The organism is Actinomadura coerulea (genome assembly GCF_014208105.1).
Lineage (GTDB): Bacteria > Actinomycetota > Actinomycetes > Streptosporangiales > Streptosporangiaceae > Spirillospora > Spirillospora coerulea.
Genome location: NZ_JACHMQ010000001.1, coordinates 1,850,595 through 1,868,479, shown reverse-complemented (window position 1 = coordinate 1,868,479; position 17,885 = coordinate 1,850,595). Strand labels below are relative to the sequence as shown.

Sequence of the window (17,885 nt, the reverse complement as noted above, 5' to 3'; positions counted from 1 at the left end):
CGAGATGTGAGGCGAGTTCACCATGGACGTCATCAAGGACATCCTCACCTTCCTGGCCGACAACGTGTTCGGCCAGGTGCCCATCCTCATCGGGCTCATCACGCTGGCGGGCCTGCTCCTGCAGCGCAAGCGGTTCGAGGACGTCTTCGCCGGGGCGCTGCGCGCCACGATCGGCGTGGTCATCCTGTTCATCGGCATCGAGGTCTTCACCGGCGGGCTCACGAGCTTCCAGACCGTGCTCGCCAGCGCGATGGGGACCACGCCGCCGAAGGCCGACAACACCCTCGCCGACTTCCTCGCCGACCAGGGCGGGACGATCGCGCTGGTGATCACGGTCGCGTTCCTGGCGCACGTGCTGGTCGTGCGGCTCTTCCCCGCGGCCCGCTACCTGTACCTGACCGGCCACCTGATGTTCTGGATCAGCACGGTCACGGTCGCCTCCCTGGTGACGATCGCGCCCGGCGCCGACCAGCTCACGCTCGTGCTCTGCGGGGCCGGGTTCGTCGCCGCGTACTGGACGCTGCAGCCGCTGTGGATGCGGCCGCTGATGCGCCGCGTCATGCCGGACGACCGGTTCGGGTTCGCGCACACCAGCTCGCTCGCCTGCCTGATCACCGGCTACGCGGCCCGCCCGCTCGGCAGCCGCGACAAGCACGACACCGAGAAGCTGAAGCTGCCGCGGCAACTGTCGTTCTTCAAGGACGTCAACGTCAGCACCGCGCTGATCATCACTGTGATCATGCTGGTCGGGGTCGCGTTCGCCGACCACGGCGTGGTGACCAAGGCCGCGGCCGAGATGGACGACAAGCTGTCGCCGTGGGTGTGGGCGGTCCTGGTGGGCCTGCGCTTCGCGGGCGGCATCGCGATCCTGCTGTTCGGCGTCCGGATGTTCCTCGGCGAGATCGTCCCGGCGTTCAAGGGGTTCAGCGACCGCGTCATCCCGGGCACGCGCCCCGCGCTGGACGCGCCCACCGTGTTCCCCGTCGCGCCGACCGCCGTCATGGTCGGGTTCGTCTCGTCGACCGTGGTGTTCCTGGTCTGCCTCGGCGTGTTCGCCGGCGCCGGGTGGTTCACCCTCGCCCCGCCCATGATCATGCTGTTCTTCGTGGGCGGCGCGGCGGCCCTGTTCGGCAACGTCGTGGCGGGCTGGCGCGGCGCCGTCCTCGGCGGCGTCGTCACCGGGCTGACCCTCGCCGTCGGGCAGGCCGTCACCTGGGGCCTGTACGAGCGGACCGCGCCCGAGCTGGCGACGCTCGCCGACCCCGACTGGTACGCGATCGGCTGGCTGCTGAAGGCCGCGGACCCGGTCGTCGGCGGCAACTCGGTCTGGCTCGTCCCCGCCGTCGCGGTCGGCGCGATGATCACTACCCTGCTGCTCCTCGGCCGCGCCGAGAAGCGCCGGGCGGCGGACGAGGAGGAGGCGGCGCCGGAGAGCGCGGCCCCCGCGGAGGCCTGACGGACCACGCAGGGCCCGGCGGAGACCCGCGCGGGCCCGACCCGTCCCTACGAGGAGAGAAGGACGACATGGCACTGGACCGGCAACTGGAGATCCTCGCGGTCTGCGGCGTCGGCATGGGCTCCAGCCTGATGCTCAAGATGACCGCCGAGGACGCGCTGCGCTCGCTCGGCGTGGACGCCCGGGTGGAGAACACCGACGTGTCCACGGCGCGCGGGATGTCGCCCGACGTGGTGATCGGCCAGGGCATGCACACCGGCGAGATCGCCGACCTGGCCCCCGTGGTGATCACCATCAGCGACTTCCTGGACAAGGAGGGCCTGGAGGCCCAGCTCAGGGAGCGCCTCACCGAGCAGGGGTGGCTGTCGTGACGGCCCGCTCCGAGGGGGCGGCCACCGGCGCCGCCGCGCCGGGCGCGATCGTGGCCGCGGCCGACGGGGCGACCGCGGGCGACTGGCGGGACGCCGTCCGCGCGGCGGCCTCCGCGCTGGTCGCCGCGGGCGCGGCGGGCGAGGGCTACCCGGAGGCGTGCGTCCGGGTGGTGGAGGAGAACGGCCCCTACATCGTGCTGACCAAGGGGCTCGCGCTCGTCCACGCCCGCCCCGAGGAGGGCGGCCTGGCCGTCGGCGTCGGCGTGACCCGGCTGGCCGCGCCGGTCGAGTTCGGCCATCCCGACAACGACCCGGTCGACCTGCTGCTGGCGTTCTGCACCCCCGACCCCGACGCGCACGTCGGCACCCTGTCCGGGCTGGCGCGCGCGCTGTCCGGCGGGCTCGCCGACCGCCTGCGCGCCGCGTCCGGCGAGGACGACCTGGCCCGCATCCTGAAGGAGGCTCTGCCGAATGCCTGACGCGGCGCCCCCGGGGTTCCCCGCAAGGGTGCGCACCCTGCTCGACGACCTCGACTCGGCCTCGGGCGGGGCGGCCGGCGACGCGGCCGCCCTGCTCCTCGACGCGATCGAGGCCGGCGGGATCGTGCACGTCGCCGGGGCCGGGCACTCCCTGGCGATGGTGTGCGAGACGTTCTACCGGGCCGGGGGCCTCGCCGCCGTCCGCCCGATCTGGGACCCCGCCGTCTTCCCGCTCGACCACGCGCTGCGCAGCACCCGCGCCGAGCGGCGGGACGGGGTGGGGCGCGCCGTGGTCGAGAAGGCCGCGCCCGCCCCGCCCGACGTGGCGGTGGTGTTCTCCACCAGCGGCCGCAACCCCTATCCCGTGGAGGTCGCGCGGGAGTGCGAGGCGCGGGGCGTGCCGGTCGTCGCGGTGACGTCGGCGCGGGCGGCGCGGGGCGCGGCGGCGCGGACCGACACGACCCTCGCCGACCACGCGGCCATCGTGCTCGACACCTGCGTCCCGCCCGGGGACGTGCTGCATCCGGCGGGCGCGCCGCGCACCGCGGCGGTCTCCACCGTCCTCGCCGCGTACGCGTGGGCGCGGGTGCTCGCCGACCTCGACGACCTGGCGGCGGCGCGCGGCTCGGAGCCGCCGCGCTGGACGAGCGCGAACGTCCCCGGCGGCGACGAGGTGAACGCCGCGCTGCTGGAGCGCTACCGCCACCGCGTCCCCGAACTGACGGGCGAGGGCTGACGGAGGGCTGACGGGAACCGGGAGTCTTCCTGCGGCGTTTCACCTAGGGCCGGCCCACACCCGTTGTGACATGATGCGGGGTTAACTTCGGACCGGAACGAGGAGCGAGATGACGACGAGACCGACCGGGGACGACCTGCTTGCCGTGTTCACGCGCGCGGACCTCGGCGGCGACGAGAAGCTCGACCTGATGGAGTTCACGCTCGTCCTGGAGGAGCTGGGGCTGTCCTGGACGCGGGCCGAGACGCAGGACAGGTTCGAGAGGGCGGACAGCAACCTCGACGGGTTCATCTCCTACGGCGAGTTCCGCGCCGTCCTGGAGTCCCAGGGCTGGGTCGAGGGACCCGTGCCCGGCGCGCGCGCCTGACCGCGAAGAGAAGGGCCCGCCGGGTGACCGGCGGGCCCTTCCGCGCGTCTCAGGCCTGCCGGGACGTCACACGCTCCGGCCGCGCAGCTCGCGGTACCGGCGCACGAGCGCGCCGGTGGAGGGGTCGGGCGCCTCGGACGGCGGCTCCTGCGAGGTGAGCGCCGGGGCGAGGTCCATCGCCATGACCTTGCCGAGCTCGACGCCCCACTGGTCGAAGGAGTCGATGCCCCAGACCGTCCCCTCGACGAAGACGATGTGCTCGTAGAGCGCCACGAGGGAGCCGAGGGTCTTCGGGGTGAGCTTGGGCGCGAGGATGGTGCTGCTCGGCCGGTTGCCCGGCATGACCTTGTGCGGGACGACCGCCGCGGGGGTGCCGTCGGCGGCGATCTCCTCGGCGGTCTTGCCGAACGCGAGCGCCGAGGTCTGCGCGAGCATGTTCGCGGTGAGCAGGTCGTGCATCCCCTCGCGGTCCTCGAACGGCTCGGCGAAGCCGATGAAGTCGGCGGGCACGAGCCGGGTGCCCTGGTGCAGCAGCTGGTAGAAGGCGTGCTGGCCGTTCGTGCCGGGCTCGCCCCAGAAGATCGCGCCGGTCTGCGCGATGACCGGCGCGCCGTCGGCCCGCACCGACTTGCCGTTGGACTCCATCGTGAGCTGCTGCAGGTAGGCGGGGAACCGCGACAGCCGCTGGCTGTAGGGCAGGACGGCCCGCGTCTGCGCGCCGAAGAAGTCGGTGTACCAGACGCCGAGCAGCCCCATCAGCACCGGCATGTTCGCCTCGAAGGGCGCGCTCCGGAAGTGCTCGTCCACCTCCCGGAACCCGGCGAGCATCTCGCGGAACGCCTCGCCGCCGATCGCGATCATCAACGACAGGCCGATGGCGCCGTCGAAGGAGTAGCGCCCGCCCACCCAGTCCCAGAACCCGAACATGTTGGCGGTGTCGATGCCGAAATCGGCGACCCGCTCGGCGTTGGTCGACACGGCGACGAAATGGCGGGAGACGGCGTCGTCGCCGAGCCGCTCGGTGAGCCACCCCCGCGCGACCTTGGCGTTGGTGAGGGTCTCCAGCGTCCCGAACGTCTTGGAGCTGACGACGAACAGCGTCTGCTCGGGGTCGAGGCCGGCGAGCTTGCCGAGGATGTCGGCCGGGTCGATGTTGGAGACGAACCGGCAGGAGACACCCGCGTCGGCGAAGTCGTGCAGCGCCTCGTAGGCCATGGCCGGGCCGAGGTCGGAACCGCCGATGCCGATGTTGACGACGGTCGTGATGCGCTTGCCGGTGGAGCCCGTCCACTCCCCCGACCGGACGCGGCCGGCGAAGTCCGCCATCTTGTCCAGGACGGCGTGCACGTCGGCCGCGACGTCCTGCCCGTCCACCGTCAGGGCCTCTCCGGGAGGCAGCCGCAGCGCGGTGTGGAGGACGGCGCGGTCCTCGCTGACGTTGATGTGCTCCCCGCCGAACATCGCCTCGATCCTGGCGCGCAGGCCCGCCCGCTCGGCGAGCGCCGCGAGCAGCGTCAGGGTCTCGCCGGTGACGCGGTGCTTGGAGTAGTCCAGGAACAGGTCCCCCGCGGTCACGGTCATCCGCTCGGCGCGCCCCGGGTCCTCCGCGAAGAGCTCGCGCAGGTGCCGCCCGGCGATCGCCGCCTGGTGCTCGGCCAGCGCGGTCCATTCGGGCGACTCGGTGATATCTGCCATTGCCTCTCTCATCTCCTCGTGGGGGCGGGGGCTTACCCCCGCGGGCGGGCGCCGAACGTCCCCCGGGCACCGCGCCGCTCCCACGGCGATCATAGATTCGACCGCGCGTGACCGTATCAGGGCCGTCGCCGCGCGCGCAGCGATCCGCGGGCGCGCGGGGCCGCGCCCACCGCACCGGGGCCGGGGGCGATCATGATCGGGTTAGGCTCGCCCTCGGCCGCCGAGGACGGGCGGATCGCGTTTCGAGGGGAGTGCCGGGTGGGCGAGCGGGCGTTCTGGGTGGGCACCTACACCGGCGCGGCCGGCGGGGGCGCCGGGATCTACCGGGTCGCGCGGCGGGCCGACGGGACGCTGCGGGCGGCCGAGCTCGCGGTTGAGGCGGCGTGCCCGTCGTACCTGGCCGTCCATCCCACCAAGGACGTGCTCTACGCGGTCCGGGAGGAGGACCGCGGCGGGATCGCGGCGTATGAGGCCGCCGGTCCGCGGCTGCGGGAGATCGGGGCGCGGGAGGCGGGGGCGCTGCCCTGCCACCTGTCCGTGTCGCCGGACGGCGGGCGCCTCCTCGTCGCCGACTACGGGTCCGGGACGGTCCGGGCGTATCCGCTGGGCCCCGACGGCGGGCTCGCCGGGGATCCGGACGTCGTGGACGGGCACGGCGGCGGGCCTAGGGCCGACCGGCAGGAGGGCCCGCACGCCCACATGACCGTCCACGCCCCCGACGGGACGATCCTGACGACCGACCTGGGCGCGGACCTCGTGCGGTCCTTCCGCATCGAGGGCGGCGGCCTGCGGCTCGCCGGGGAGACGGCCCTTCCGGCCGGGTGCGGGCCGCGGCACCTGGCCGTCCATCCGAGCGGGCACGTGCACGTGCTGGCGGAGCTCGCCGCGTCCGTCCTCGTCCTGAGGCCGGCCGGCGGGTACGCGGGACTGGAGGTCGTGGCGGAGTCGCCCGCGACGGCCGGGCCGGCGGGCGGCTCCGCCCAGGGCGCGGCGATCAAGCTCGGCGACGGCGGCCGGTACGTCTACACCTCCATGCGCGGCACCGACGTGGTGACCGCCCACCGGGTGCTGGACGGCGGCGCGGCGCTGGAGCCGGTCGCCGACGTCCCCTCCGGCGGGCACTGGCCGCGCGACCTGCAGGTGGACGGCGAGTGGATGCACGTGGCGAACGAGCGCAGCGACGCGGTCGCGACCTTCCGGATCGGTCCGGACGGCGTCCCGGCGCCGGCGGGGCCGCCCCTGCGCGTCCCCTCGCCGGTGTGCGTGATCCCCGGCTGAGCACCGGTCCGCGCGGGCGTTTCCTGCGGGCCGCCTCGGGCACGTCCCGGGTGAACGAGCCCGACACCCAGGGAGCATCCGGACATGACGACGATCGCCACGACCAACCCCGCGACGGGCGAGGTCGAGAAGACCTTCGACGCGCTGACGGACGAGGAGGTCGACCGGCGCGTCGCGCGGGCGGCGGACGCGTTCGCCTCCTACCGCACGGTCCCCCTGGAGCGGCGGGCGGAGTGGATGAACGCCGCGGCGGACGTCCTCGACCGGGAGGCCGACCAGATCGGCGCCATGCTCACCACGGAGATGGGCAAGACGCACAAGGCGGCGGTGGCGGAGGCGCGCAAGTGCGCGAAGGCGTGCCGGTACTACGCCGAGCACGCGGCGGAGTTCCTGGCCGACCGGCGCCCCGCCGACCCGGCGGACGTGAACGCGCGGGACGCCTACGTCCGCTACCAGCCGCTCGGGCCCGTGCTGGCGGTCATGCCGTGGAACTTCCCGCTCTGGCAGGTGATCCGCTTCGCGGCCCCCGGCCTGATGGCGGGCAACGTCGGGCTGCTGAAGCACTCCTCGAACGTCCCGCAGACCGCGCTGTTCCTGGAGGACCTGTTCCGCCGCGCCGGGTTCCCCGAGGGCGCGTTCCAGACGCTGCTGATCGGCTCGGCGAAGGTCGAGCGGGTGCTGCGCGACCCGCGGGTGAAGGCCGCGACGCTCACCGGCAGCGAGCCCGCGGGGCGGTCGGTCGCCGCCATCGCCGGGGACGAGATCAAGCCGACCGTGCTGGAGCTCGGCGGCAGCGACCCGTTCGTGGTGATGCCGTCCGCCGACCTCGGGGCCGCGGCGCGCACGGCGGCGGAGTCCCGCTGCCTCAACAACGGGCAGAGCTGCATCTCGGCGAAGCGCTTCATCGTCGACACCGGCTGCGCCGACGAGTTCGAGCGGCTGTTCGTCGAGCGGATGCGCGCGAAGCGGGTGGGCGACCCGATGGACGAGGCCACCGACGTCGGCCCCCTCGTCAGCGAGCAGGGCCGCGCCGAGGTCGAGGAGCTCGTCGCCGACGCGGTCGGCAAGGGCGCGAGCGTGCTGTGCGGCGGCGAACGCCCGGACGGGCCCGGCTGGTACTACCCGCCGACGGTGGTCTCCGGGGTGACGCCCGAGATGCGGATGTACCACGAGGAGGTCTTCGCGCCGGTCGCGTCGCTGCTGCGCGTGCGCGGGGTGTCGGAGGCCGTCGAGGTCGCGAACGCGACGGGCTTCGGGCTCGGCTCGAACGCCTGGACGCGCGACGACGGCGAGCGGGAGCGGTTCGTGAACGAGCTGGACGCCGGGCAGGTCTTCGTCAACGGGATGACGACGTCCTACCCCGAGCTGCCGTTCGGCGGCGTGAAGCGCTCCGGGTACGGGCGCGAGCTGTCGGCGGACGGCATGCGCGCGTTCTGCAACGCCAAGACCGTCTGGGTGGGCTGACCGCCCGCCGCACGCCCCGGTCCGCCGCGCGCGGCGGACCGGGGACGGTCTCACCGGACGGCCTGCGGGACCTTCCACGGGTTGTCGTCGCGCAGCGGCGGCGGAAGCAGGTCCTGCGGCCAGCCCTGGTAGGCGACGGGCCGCAGGAACCGCTCCATCGCGGCCGTGCCGACCGAGGTGGTGGAGGGCGCCGTCGTGGCCGGGTACGGCCCGCCGTGCTGCATCGCGTGCGTGACGGACACGCCGGTGGGCCACTGGTTCCACAGGACGCGGCCGCTGCGGCCCGCGAGCACCGCCGCGAGCGCGGCCAGGTCGCCCGTCTCCTCCGGCTCGGCGTGCAGCGACGCGGTGAGCTGGCCGGGAAGGGCCGCCACGACCCCGGCGAGGTCGGCGAGGCGCTCGTAGGCGACGACGAGGCCGAGGGGACCGAAGCACTCCTGCGACGCGGCGTCGACATCGGCCTGGAACGCCGCCAGGTCCATGGTCAGCAGGCGCGGGGTCAGCGCCTCCGCCCGGTCCGGCCAGACCAGGCGCCGCACTCCCGGCCTGGCGCCCAGCGCGCCCGCCGCCGCCAGGTAACCGGAGCTGATCCGCTCGTTGAGCATCGGCGCGCCGGCGGACCCGCGCAGACGCGCCGCGATGCCCTCCGCGAGCCCGGCGGGCGCGAACAGCAGGCCGGGGTTCGTGCAGAACTGGCCGGCGCCCAGCGTGAGGGACGCCGCGTACCCCTCGGCGATCTCCTCGGCGCGGGCCGCGGCCGCGCCTGGTGTCACCACGGACGGGTTCACGCTGCCCATCTCGCCGTAGAACGGGATCGGGACCGGACGCTCCGCCGCGATCCTCGCGAGGGCGAGGCCGCCCCGCTGGGAGCCGGTGAACGCGGCGGCGGCGACGCCGGGATGCCGCAGGGCCTCGACTCCGGCCTCCTCGCCCTCGATCAGGGCGAACACGCCGTCCGGGAGCCCCGCTCCCGCGACCGCCTCGGCCGTCCGGCGCGAGAGCCGGGGGTGGCCCGGGTGCGCCTTGACCACGACGGGGCAGCCCGCCGCCCACGCCGACGCGGTGTCGCCGCCGGCGACGCTGAAGGCGAAGGGGAAGTTGCTCGCCGCGAACACCAGGACCGGGCCGACGGCCGTCCGGTACCGGCGCAGGTCCGGGCGGGGGCCGGTGGGCCAGCCCGGGTCGGGCCGGTCGATGCGGGCGTCGTGGAAGGCGCCCTCCAGGACCTGCTCGGCGAACAGCCTCAGCTGGAACGTGGTGCGGGTCAGCTCGCCGTTCAGGCGCGTTCCGCCGAGGCGGCTCTCCTCGTCGGCGAGGGCGACCAGCTCGCCGCGGGCGCCCTCCAGCGCGTCCGCGACCGCCTCCAGGTAGGCGGCGCGTTCGGCCGGCGGCGACGCGGCCCAGCCTGGTGCGGCGGCGGCCGCCGCGGACACGGCCTGGTCCGGTGTCATGTGGTGCTCCCTTCGTCCTCGGGGTTCGGGGCGGTGCGGGCGGTCCGCGGCGCCCGGTTCTCCACCGAGTTGCGGTACCCGTACAGCGCGTAGACGACCAGGCCGAGCACCATCCACACCGCGAACCGGACCCAGGTGATCCAGTCGAGGTTGGCGATCAGCCAGATCGAGAAGGCGATGCCGATGAGCGGCACCACCGGCACCCAGGGGGTGCGGAACGAGCGCGGCAGGTCGGGGCGGGTGCGGCGCATCACCATGACGGCGATCGCGACGACGATGAACGCCATCAGGATGCCGATGTTGGTGAGGTCGGCCGCCTCCTTGATGGGCAGCAGGCCCGCGATGACCGCCGAGCCGAGCCCGACGAGCCAGATCACGCGGGTCGGGACCTGCCGCCGCGGGTGGTTGCGGGCGAAGTAGGCGGGCAGCAGGCCGTCCCGGCTCATCGAGAACCAGACGCGGGTCACCGCCAGCATGTTCGCGAGCGCGGAGGTGGTGATGCCGACGACGGCGCCGACCGCGACGACCGTGCCGAGGCCGGTCAGGCCGACCGAGGCGAGCGCGCTGGAGAACGGGCTCTTGACGTCGATGTGCCGGTAGTCCTGCATGCCGAGCAGGACGATGCAGACCAGCAGGTAGATGACCGCGGCGATGGCCAGCGAGATGACGATCGCCTTCGGCAGCACCTTCTTGGCCTCGGCGCTCTCCTCCGCCGCCGCGCTCATGGCGTCGTAACCGTACACGGCGAAGAAGGTGGTGGCGGCCCCGGCGACGGCGCCGCCGATGCCGAACGGCAGGAACGGGCTGAAGTTGCCGGCCGAGATGTGGAACGCTCCCGCGACGATGACCAGCGCGACGATGGCGAGCTTGACCACGACGAGGATCGTCTCGAACCGCGCGGACTCCTTCGTCCCGCGCGACAGCACGAACGCCAGCAGCAGGCACAGCAGCGCCGCGAACAGGTCGACCTTGTGGCCCGCGCCGGTGCCGGGCGCGCCGAGCGCCCAGTCCGGGATGTCGAGGCCGACCTGGTCGAGGATGTAGGACAGGTAGCCGGAGATCGCGATCGCGACGACGGCGACGATCGCGGTGTACTCCAGCAGCAGGTCCCAGCCGATCGCCCAGCCGATCGCCTCGCCGAGCGCGGCGTAGGAGTAGGTGTAGGCGGAGCCGGCCTTCGGGATGGTGCCGGCGAACTCGGCGTAGCAGAGCGCGGCGGCGGCGCTGGCGATGATGGCGATCAGGAAGGAGATCATCACGCCGGGCCCGGCGTCGTCGTGGGCGACGACGCCGGCGAGCGAGAACACGCCCGCGCCGACGAGCCCGCCGAGGCTGAGCGCGACGAGCTGCCACAGCCCCATGGTGCGGCGGAGGCCCCCGGGGGTCTCCTCCTCCGAGGTGTCGACGGGTTTCAGGCGGAAGACGCCGGCCCGGGTGAACAGCGCGGACCCGCCCTGGCCCCGCGGTGGTCGTGTTTTAGGCATGGCTTGGGACATGGAGGTCCCTCCCGACTGGTGCAGGGGAATACCAATGTGGGTGTGATGCGGCGGTCAGGGCCGCCGAGAAGGGCTCGGGAAGAGCCGGCCGGTCCTTCCTAGAGGACGAAGCCCTCGGGGAAGGGATCGGCGGGGTCGAGCAGGTAGGTGGCGGTGCCGGTGATCCAGGCCCGCCCGGTGAACTCGGGGATCACCGCGGGCAGGCCGCCGGCATCGGCGGTGCCGACCAGGCGCCCGGTGAACCGGGTGCCGATGAACGACTCGTTGACGAACTCGGTGTGCAGCGGCAGCTCGCCCCGGGCGTGCAGCTGCGCCATGCGGGCGGAGGTGCCGGTGCCGCACGGCGACCGGTCGAACCAGCCCGGATGGATGGCCATCGCGTTGCGGGAGCGCCCGGCGTCCGACCCGGGCGCGAGGAACTGGACGTGCTTGCAGCCTCCGATCAGCGGGTCGGCCGGGTGGACGGGCCGGTCGGTCTCGTTGATCGCCTCCATGATCGCCAGCCCGGCGCGGAGGATGTCCTGCTTGCGGGCCCGGTCGAACGGCAGCCCGAGCGGTTCGAGCTCGGTGATGGCGTAGAAGTTGCCGCCGTAGGCCATGTCGTAGCGGACGTCCCCGAGCCCCGGCACCGACACCACCGCGTCCCGCCGGAGCGCGAACGAGGCGACGTTGCGGAGCGTGACGTGCTCGGCGGCGCCGTCGCGGACCGCGACGCGGGCCTCGACGAGCCCCGCCGGGGTGTCCAGCCGCACGATCGTCTCCGGCTCGGTCACCTCCACCATCCCGGTCTCGACCAGGACGGTAGCGACGCCGATGGTGCCGTGCCCGCACATCGGCAGGAACCCGCTGACCTCGATGTAGACGACGCCCCAGTCGGCGTCCGGCCGGGTCGGCGGCTGGAGCAGGGCGCCGCTCATCGCGGGGTGGCCGCGCGGCTCGTCCATCAGGAAGCGGCGCAGCCCGTCCAGGTGCCGCACGGCGTGGCGGCGCCGCTCGGCCATCGTCGCGCCCGGGATGGGCGCGACGCCGCCGGTGACGACGCGCGTCGGCATCCCCTCGGTGTGGGAGTCGACCGCGCTGATCGACCGGGCCGAGCGCATCAGGCGGCCCGCCGCCGCGCGAGGGCCTCGATCGCGCGGTCCATGTCGGCGGTGACGGCGGCGCGGTGCCCGGGCACGAGCGGGCCGCGCGGCGGGCGGCAGGGGCCGCCGTACCGGCCGACCTGCTCCATACCGAGCTTGATCGCCTGGACGAACTCGGTGCGCGAGTCCCAGCGGAACGCGGCGACGAGCGGCTCGTACAGGGCGCGGGCCTCCTCCAGCTTCCCGGCGGTGGCCAGCTCGTACAGCAGCGCCGACTCGGCCGGGAAGACGTTGGGGAAGCCCGCGAACCATCCGGTCGCGCCCATCAGCAGCGCCTCGAGGGTGACGTCGTCGGCGCCGGCGACGACCTCCAGGCCCGGGGCCCTCTCCCGGATCTCCAGGACGCGGCGGACGTCGCCGGAGAACTCCTTGACCGCCACGACGCCGTCGATCTGGGCGATCTCGGCGAGCAGGTCCGGGGTGAGGTCGACCTTGGTGTCGATGGGGTTGTTGTAGACCATGACCGGCAGGCCGACGGACGCGACGGCCTCGAAGTGCGCGATGATCTCGCCGCGGTTGGCCCGGTACATCGTGGGCGGCAGGCACAGCACGCCGTCGGCGCCGTCCTCGGCGGCGATCTGCGCCCAGTGCCGGGCCTGGTGGGAGCCGGGGCCGTGCACGCCGACCACGACGACGCCGTCCCGGCCGACCGCCTCCACCGCGGTGCGGGCGACGCGGCGGCGCTCGTCGTCGGTCAGCGAGGAGTACTCGCCGAGGGAGCCGTTCGGGCCGACGCCGCGGCAGCCGCTGTCGACGAGCCAGCGGCAGTGCTCGGCGTAGCGGTCGTGGTCGACGGCGAGCCCGGCGGGGGCGGCGGCGTCCTCGCGGTAGGGCAGGGCCGTCGCCACGATGACGCCGCCGAGGCTCTGGAGCTTGCTGTCGCTCATCGGGCGCTCTCTTTCTTGTCGGGTGTGTCAACTGGAGGGTTCGCGAGCTCGCCGAGCCGGATGGGCTGGGCGACGGGCCGGCGGTGGGGGTCGCCCCCGGCCGCCCGGTCGCGGAGCAGTTCGGCGACCGTGGGGCCGCAGACGCGGGCCTGGCAGGGGCCGAGGCCGGCGCGGGTGCCGAGCCTGACGGCGCGGGCGGAGCCGGCGGCCTCGCCGTCCGCGGCGCGCAGGAGGGTCCCGTAGGCGGTCTCCTCGCACCGGCAGACGATCGTGTCGGGGCGCAGCCAGCCGGGCCACGCGGCGCCGACGGGGTGCGCGGCGGCGAGCCGGTCGGCGAACGCGCGCCCCCGGTCGCGGCGCCGGCGCAGGGCGGCGGCCGCGCGGTCGCCGGGGTCCCCTCCCCCGGCGGCCCAGCCGGCGAGCAGCCCCTCGGTGCGGGCGGCGGGCGCCCCGGCGATGCCGGTGATCTCGCCGGCCGCGTAGACGCCGGGGACGCTGGTGCGCTGGTGCCCGTCGACCTCGGTGAAGGCGCCGCCGCGCAGCCGGCAGCCCGCGGCGACGGGCAGTTCGAGCTGGGGGCTGAAGCCGTGGGTGACGCAGAGCGCGTCCACCGCGACGGTGCGCTCGGTTCCGGGCACGACCGACCAGTCGTGGCGGAGCCGCGCCGTGACCGCCTCTTCGACGCGCCCGTCGCCCCGGGCCTCGATCACGGCGCGGCCCGTCCGGTACGGGACGCGGTGCCGGGCCAGCAGCGCCGCGTACCCCGCCAGCTCCCCGGCCTTGCCCGCCTGCGGCGCCAGCTCCCACGGGCGCGCGGCCCAGCCGCGCGCCACGGTGGCGGCGGGGTTGGCCTCCAGCACCGCGAGGACGGTGCCGCCGGCCTCGATCAGCGACGCGGCGACGGGGAGCAGGAACGGTCCAGAGCCGGCGATCAGGACGGGGTCGCCGATCAGCAGGCGCTCGCCCTTCGCCAGCGCCTGCGCCGCCCCGGCGGTGTGGACGCCGGGCAGGTCCCAGCCCGGGAAGGGCAGGACGCGGTCGTGGGCGCCGGGCGCCAGCACCAGCGCGTCCGGGCGCAGAACGTGCCGTTCCCGTCCGGCGCCGTCGGCCTCGCCTCGCAGCACGTGGACGTGCGGCGGCCCCTGTTCGGCGCGGTCGACGGACCAGACGGCGCTCTCGGGCCACCAGTCGCAGCGCGAATGGCCGAGCACGCGGTCGCGCAGCCGCTCGAAGCCGCTCCACCCGTGGTGCAGGCGGCCGGGGCGGGCGGCGCCGAAGGCGGCGGGCGGCATCCGGTGGTACTGGCCGCCGGGCTCCTCGGCCGCGTCGAGCAGCGTGACCCGCGCCCCGGCGCGCAGGGCGCCCGCCGCCGCGCCGAGCCCCGCCGGCCCGGCGCCGACGACCACGACGTGCCGGCTCACCGGGCCTCCCGGGACTGGGTGGCGACGGCGTCGCCGTCGCGGGCGCGGCGGCGGCACGCCCGCACGTCGCGGACGCCGTTGACGGTGAGGAGGCAGTCGAAGCAGGCGCCGATCCCGCAGAACACGCCGCGCGGCGCGCCGGAGGGCCCGCGCCGCCAGGTGCGGCGGCCCGCCGCCAGCAGCACCCCGGCGATGGTCTGGCCGTCGACGCCGTCGACGGGCTCGCCGTCCACGGTGATCCGCAGCGGGACGTCGGGGCGGCGGCCGGTCCGGTCGGCGCCCGCGGGGACGAGTCGCGCGCTCATCGTGTCTCTCCTTCGCACTGGGCGGCGGGCCGGTCCGCGCGGAACGGCGCCGCGTCGATCGCGGGGGCGCGGCCGAGCATGAGGTCGCGCAGGACGGCGGCCGTCCCGGCGGACAGGCCGATCCCGGCGCCCTCGTGCCCGGTGGCGTGCCACAGGCCCTCCAGGTGCGGATCGGCGCCGATGACGGGCAGGTGGTCGTCGACGTACGGGCGGAACCCCCCGTAGGCGCGCATCACCGGCACCCCGGCCAGGGACGGGAACAGCCGCAGCGCCTTGGCGGCGATGACCGACAGCACCTCGGGGCGGATCCGGTCGTCGAACCCGACCCGGCGGCGCGAGGAGCCGAGGAGGATCGTCCCGGCCCGGGTGGACTCGACGACGGCGGACGCCTGGAGGTCTCCGGCGCCGCTGCCGACCGCGGCCACGTAGTCGGCGTCGTAGACCTTGTGGAAGACCGTCGGCGGCATCGGCGCGGTCACCAGGACCTCGCCTCGGCGGGGCCGGACGCCGAGCCGGACGCCGAGCCGTGCGGCGACCTCACCCGCCCAGGGCCCGGCCGCGTTGACGACGGCGTCGGCCCCGATCGTGCCGCCGGAGGTGCGGACGCCGGTGACGCGGCCGCCGCGCCGGACCGCGCCGAGGACCTCGCATCCGGTGCGCAGGACGGCTCCGGCGCGCACGGCGGCGGCCAGCAGGGCGACGGCGGCACCGGCGGGCTGGACCTGCGCGTCCTCGGGGTAGTGGACGGCCTTGGCGAAGTCGCGCGTCAGGTGGGGTTCGGCGGCGGCGAGGGCGGCGGCGTCCAGGTCCTCGGCGGCGATCCCGGCCTCGCGCTGGGCGCCGGCGAACTCCGTCAGCGCATCGGCGCCCGCGGCGGTGGTGGCGACGACGATGCCGCCCTTGGCGTCCCACTCGACGCCGCCGGCGTTCGGGTCGCCGTCCAGGATGGCGGGCCACAGCTCGCGCGACAGCCGCGCGAGTTCGAGCTCCGGGCCCGGCCCCTTGTCGGAGAGCAGGATGTTGCCCTCGCCGTGGGCGGTGGTCCCGGCGGCGGGGCCGCCCCGGTCGGCGACGATGACCGCGCATCCCGCCAGGGCCAGCTCGCGGGCGCAGGCCGCGCCGATGATCCCGGCGCCCAGCACCACGACCCGCGTCATCGACCCTCCCGTTTGCCGTTCGTTAAACCGAACGATTCCGAGAGTAGGCGCGTCCCTCGCGCGATGTCAACGCGCGGGCGGCCCCGGTTTCAGGGAGTTTCCACCAGATGGGACGGAGTTCCGGGCGAGGCGTGAAGCCGCTGGTCAGCGCTGTACTGCAGCAGCAGGACGGACCGGACGGGCCCGTCGACGGCGGTGTAGCGGTGCGGCAGGCGCGCGTCGAAGCCGACGTAGTCGCCCGGCCCGAGCTCGACGTCCCGGTCGTCCACCCGAACGGCGAGGCGCCCGGACTGCACGATCGTGTGCTCCATCCCCACGTGGCCGAGCGAGTCCTGCCGGCGCCCGGCCCTGACCTGCTGGTCGTACACCTCGAACATGGCGCCGCCGGACTCGATCCCGCGCAGCGGCCGCAGATCCACGCCCTGCCCGCTCAGCACCTCCACCTCCGCCGCCCGCACCACCGTGAGCCCGGACGGCTCCTGGTGGTCGAGCAGGTCGGAGATGGGGACCTCCAGCGCGCGCGACAGGCTGAACACGGTCTCGATCGTCGGGTTCCCGGCGCCCGCCTCCAGCTGGGACAGCGTCGCCTTGCCGATCTTGGAGCGGCGGGACAGCTCCGACAGCGACAGGCCGAGCTCCAGCCGCGCGCGGCGCAGGTTGCCGGCCAGCACGTCCCGCACCGATTCCCCTGACGCGCCCACGCTCCCGCTCCTCGTCCGCTCGCCCGCTCACGTTCGCTCTATCGAACGGCCAGTGTACTCGGCGGGCCGGAGGGGTCAGCGCTCCATCGGCCAGGGGGAGAGCCTTTCCACGCCGCCGCCGCGCTGTCGAGTGGCGAAAGGGCAAGCGGTGCTTACCGATCAGTGCATGAGATCGCATGCTTGGCCGTCTCGACGCCCGTGCCCGGACGTCTCACGCTTTCACCATCCGGACCACGAGGACCTGCCGGCCACGAGCGACGGAGAGCCCCCGATGACCCCACTGACCCCGCGGGACCGCGGACGCCGGTTCCGGACTCTCACCGCGGCGGGCGCCGGCCTGCTGCTCGTCCCGCTCGCCGCGGCCTGCGGGTCGGGCGGCTCCGGCGGCTCGGGCGCCATCAGGATCGGTGTCCCGGCGCCGCTGAGCGGCGACTCGGCCTCGGCGGGGCAGGACATCCTCGCCGCGGCCAAGGTCGCCGCCGACGAGATCAACAAGGCCGGCGGGGTGGACGGCCGCAAGGTCCAGATCGTGGAGGCCGACGACCAGTGCAGCGCCCAGCAGGGCGCGCAGGCCGCGCAGAAGCTCCTCAACAGCGGGGTCGTCGCGGTCGCCGGCGGGTACTGCTCGGGCGCGGCGGTGCCCGCGATCCCGATCTACGGCAGGCGCGGCGTCCCGTTCGTGATGGACGCCTCCACCAACCCCTCCCTCACCGACGGCGGCAAGGGCAAGGTGTTCCGCACCTGCGGGCGCGATGACAACCAGGGCCTGGTCGCGGCGAAGTTCATGACCGGGCCGCTCGGCGCGAAGCGGATCGCGCTGCTGCACGACAACACCACCTACGCCAAGGGGCTCGCGGACGCGGCGGCGAACTCGGCGCGGCAGGCGGGCGGTCAGGTCGTCTACGAGAACGCGCTGCAGCCCGGCCAGTCCGACTACGGTCCCGTCCTCACCAAGATCGCCTCGACGCGGCCGGACGTGCTGTACTTCACCGGCTACTTCGCCGAGGCGGGCCTGCTGATGAAGCAGCGCAGGCAGCTCGGGCTGAGGTTCGCGCTCATGGGCGGGGACGCCACGACCGACTCCACCGTGCTGAAGACCGCGGGCCCGGCGGCCGGCGGCTACATCGCCACCACCGCGCCACTGGCCAAGGACCTGCCGGCCGCCGCGAAGTTCGTCTCCGCGTACAAGGCCGCGAACAACGCCGATCCGGGGCCGTTCTCGGTGTACGAGTACGACGCGGTGAAGGTCGTCGCGAAGGCGATCGACGACGCCGGGTCCACCCGGGGCGCCGCGATCACCGAGGCCCTCCACAAGATCAAGGACTTCCCGGGCATCACCGGGCCGATCACCTTCGACGCCAAGGGCGACCGGACCGACCCCCTCTACATCACCGTCCAGGTCCAGGGCGGCGCGTTCACCGCCTACAAGAAGCTCGACGAGAGCGGCGCCACCTGGGTGGACGCCAAGACCTCCTGATC

17 protein-coding genes are annotated in these 17,885 nt (G+C 74.6%); 8 read left to right on the top strand and 9 right to left on the bottom strand.

Annotated elements, in window-relative coordinates; translation table 11 throughout:
- The first annotated feature begins 22 nt into the window (after nucleotides 1-22).
- From BKA00_RS08580 to BKA00_RS08560, 5 genes are all read left to right on the top strand, one after another.
- Nucleotides 23-1,456, top strand: a complete 1,434-nt coding sequence (locus tag BKA00_RS08580; RefSeq protein ID WP_185024409.1) for a PTS ascorbate transporter subunit IIC — start codon at nucleotides 23-25, stop codon at nucleotides 1,454-1,456.
- Between the two features lie 68 nt (nucleotides 1,457-1,524).
- A complete protein-coding gene (locus BKA00_RS08575; RefSeq protein WP_185024408.1) occupies nucleotides 1,525-1,827 on the top strand; it encodes a PTS sugar transporter subunit IIB in 303 nt (100 codons plus the stop codon).
- On the top strand, nucleotides 1,824-2,306 hold the full coding sequence (locus BKA00_RS08570) for a PTS sugar transporter subunit IIA (RefSeq protein WP_185024407.1): 483 nt from the start codon (nucleotides 1,824-1,826) through the stop codon (nucleotides 2,304-2,306). Before BKA00_RS08575 ends, BKA00_RS08570 begins: the two co-directional genes overlap by 4 nt.
- Nucleotides 2,299-3,042 (top strand): sugar isomerase domain-containing protein, encoded by a 744-nt coding sequence (locus BKA00_RS08565; protein WP_185024406.1) that lies wholly within the window; start codon nucleotides 2,299-2,301, stop codon nucleotides 3,040-3,042. Before BKA00_RS08570 ends, BKA00_RS08565 begins: the two co-directional genes overlap by 8 nt.
- Nucleotides 3,043-3,151: 109 nt before the next feature.
- Entirely contained in the window at nucleotides 3,152-3,409 is a 258-nt protein-coding gene (locus tag BKA00_RS08560; RefSeq protein WP_185024405.1) for an EF-hand domain-containing protein, read from the top strand.
- A gap of 66 nt (nucleotides 3,410-3,475) precedes the next feature.
- On the opposite strand, the gene pgi is transcribed toward BKA00_RS08560, so the two are convergent.
- Nucleotides 3,476-5,104, bottom strand: a complete 1,629-nt coding sequence (gene pgi, locus BKA00_RS08555; RefSeq protein WP_185024404.1) for a glucose-6-phosphate isomerase — start codon at nucleotides 5,102-5,104, stop codon at nucleotides 3,476-3,478.
- 258 nt (nucleotides 5,105-5,362) lie between these two features.
- Between pgi and BKA00_RS08550 the strand changes: the two genes are divergently transcribed.
- Together BKA00_RS08550 and BKA00_RS08545 are read left to right on the top strand one after the other, a co-directional pair.
- Entirely contained in the window at nucleotides 5,363-6,382 is a 1,020-nt protein-coding gene (locus tag BKA00_RS08550) for a beta-propeller fold lactonase family protein (protein ID WP_230299105.1), read from the top strand.
- An 84-nt stretch (nucleotides 6,383-6,466) separates the two neighbouring features.
- Entirely contained in the window at nucleotides 6,467-7,846 is a 1,380-nt protein-coding gene (locus BKA00_RS08545) for an NADP-dependent succinic semialdehyde dehydrogenase (RefSeq protein ID WP_185024402.1), read from the top strand.
- 50 nt (nucleotides 7,847-7,896) lie between these two features.
- Here the strand turns inward: BKA00_RS08545 and BKA00_RS08540 are convergent, their stop codons facing one another.
- The 8 genes from BKA00_RS08540 to BKA00_RS08505 form a co-directional block, all read right to left on the bottom strand.
- Nucleotides 7,897-9,297 (bottom strand): aldehyde dehydrogenase (NADP(+)), encoded by a 1,401-nt coding sequence (locus BKA00_RS08540; protein ID WP_185024401.1) that lies wholly within the window; start codon nucleotides 9,295-9,297, stop codon nucleotides 7,897-7,899.
- Complete coding sequence (locus BKA00_RS08535) at nucleotides 9,294-10,793, bottom strand: amino acid permease (RefSeq protein WP_230299106.1); 1,500 nt, start codon at nucleotides 10,791-10,793, stop codon at nucleotides 9,294-9,296. The genes BKA00_RS08540 and BKA00_RS08535 overlap by 4 nt, the downstream gene beginning before the upstream one ends.
- Nucleotides 10,794-10,891: 98 nt before the next feature.
- Complete coding sequence (locus BKA00_RS08530; protein ID WP_185024400.1) at nucleotides 10,892-11,893, bottom strand: proline racemase family protein; 1,002 nt, start codon at nucleotides 11,891-11,893, stop codon at nucleotides 10,892-10,894.
- A complete protein-coding gene (locus BKA00_RS08525; RefSeq protein ID WP_185024399.1) occupies nucleotides 11,893-12,822 on the bottom strand; it encodes a dihydrodipicolinate synthase family protein in 930 nt (309 codons plus the stop codon). The genes BKA00_RS08530 and BKA00_RS08525 overlap by 1 nt, the downstream gene beginning before the upstream one ends.
- A complete protein-coding gene (locus tag BKA00_RS08520; protein ID WP_185024398.1) occupies nucleotides 12,819-14,243 on the bottom strand; it encodes an FAD/NAD(P)-dependent oxidoreductase in 1,425 nt (474 codons plus the stop codon). Before BKA00_RS08520 ends, BKA00_RS08525 begins: the two co-directional genes overlap by 4 nt.
- Complete coding sequence (locus tag BKA00_RS08515; RefSeq protein WP_185024397.1) at nucleotides 14,240-14,548, bottom strand: (2Fe-2S)-binding protein; 309 nt, start codon at nucleotides 14,546-14,548, stop codon at nucleotides 14,240-14,242. The genes BKA00_RS08520 and BKA00_RS08515 overlap by 4 nt, the downstream gene beginning before the upstream one ends.
- Nucleotides 14,545-15,705 carry an NAD(P)/FAD-dependent oxidoreductase gene (locus tag BKA00_RS08510; RefSeq protein WP_185024396.1) on the bottom strand — a complete coding sequence of 387 codons (1,161 nt, stop codon included), beginning with the start codon at nucleotides 15,703-15,705 and terminating at the stop codon, nucleotides 14,545-14,547. Before BKA00_RS08510 ends, BKA00_RS08515 begins: the two co-directional genes overlap by 4 nt.
- 89 nt (nucleotides 15,706-15,794) lie before the next feature.
- Nucleotides 15,795-16,406 carry a helix-turn-helix domain-containing protein gene (locus tag BKA00_RS08505; RefSeq protein WP_185024395.1) on the bottom strand — a complete coding sequence of 204 codons (612 nt, stop codon included), beginning with the start codon at nucleotides 16,404-16,406 and terminating at the stop codon, nucleotides 15,795-15,797.
- Nucleotides 16,407-16,677: 271 nt separating this feature from the next.
- On the opposite strand from BKA00_RS08505, the gene BKA00_RS08500 reads away from it, so the two are divergent.
- Entirely contained in the window at nucleotides 16,678-17,883 is a 1,206-nt protein-coding gene (locus BKA00_RS08500) for a branched-chain amino acid ABC transporter substrate-binding protein (protein WP_185024394.1), read from the top strand.
- The last annotated feature ends 2 nt before the right edge of the window (nucleotides 17,884-17,885 follow it).

Bases quoted from the DNA above. Each gene is read 5' to 3' on its own strand.
- BKA00_RS08580 (WP_185024409.1), top strand. From the start codon at position 23: ATGGACGTCATCAAGGACATCCTCACCTTCCTGGCCGACAACGTGTTC.
- BKA00_RS08575 (WP_185024408.1), top strand. From the start codon at position 1,525: ATGGCACTGGACCGGCAACTGGAGATCCTCGCGGTCTGCGGCGTCGGC.
- BKA00_RS08565 (WP_185024406.1), top strand. From the start codon at position 2,299: ATGCCTGACGCGGCGCCCCCGGGGTTCCCCGCAAGGGTGCGCACCCTG.
- BKA00_RS08560 (WP_185024405.1), top strand. From the start codon at position 3,152: ATGACGACGAGACCGACCGGGGACGACCTGCTTGCCGTGTTCACGCGC.
- pgi (WP_185024404.1), bottom strand. From the start codon at position 5,104: ATGGCAGATATCACCGAGTCGCCCGAATGGACCGCGCTGGCCGAGCAC.
- BKA00_RS08545 (WP_185024402.1), top strand. From the start codon at position 6,467: ATGACGACGATCGCCACGACCAACCCCGCGACGGGCGAGGTCGAGAAG.
- BKA00_RS08540 (WP_185024401.1), bottom strand. From the start codon at position 9,297: ATGACACCGGACCAGGCCGTGTCCGCGGCGGCCGCCGCCGCACCAGGC.
- BKA00_RS08535 (WP_230299106.1), bottom strand. From the start codon at position 10,793: ATGTCCCAAGCCATGCCTAAAACACGACCACCGCGGGGCCAGGGCGGG.
- BKA00_RS08530 (WP_185024400.1), bottom strand. From the start codon at position 11,893: ATGCGCTCGGCCCGGTCGATCAGCGCGGTCGACTCCCACACCGAGGGG.
- BKA00_RS08525 (WP_185024399.1), bottom strand. From the start codon at position 12,822: ATGAGCGACAGCAAGCTCCAGAGCCTCGGCGGCGTCATCGTGGCGACG.
- BKA00_RS08515 (WP_185024397.1), bottom strand. From the start codon at position 14,548: ATGAGCGCGCGACTCGTCCCCGCGGGCGCCGACCGGACCGGCCGCCGC.
- BKA00_RS08510 (WP_185024396.1), bottom strand. From the start codon at position 15,705: ATGACGCGGGTCGTGGTGCTGGGCGCCGGGATCATCGGCGCGGCCTGC.
- BKA00_RS08500 (WP_185024394.1), top strand. From the start codon at position 16,678: ATGACCCCACTGACCCCGCGGGACCGCGGACGCCGGTTCCGGACTCTC.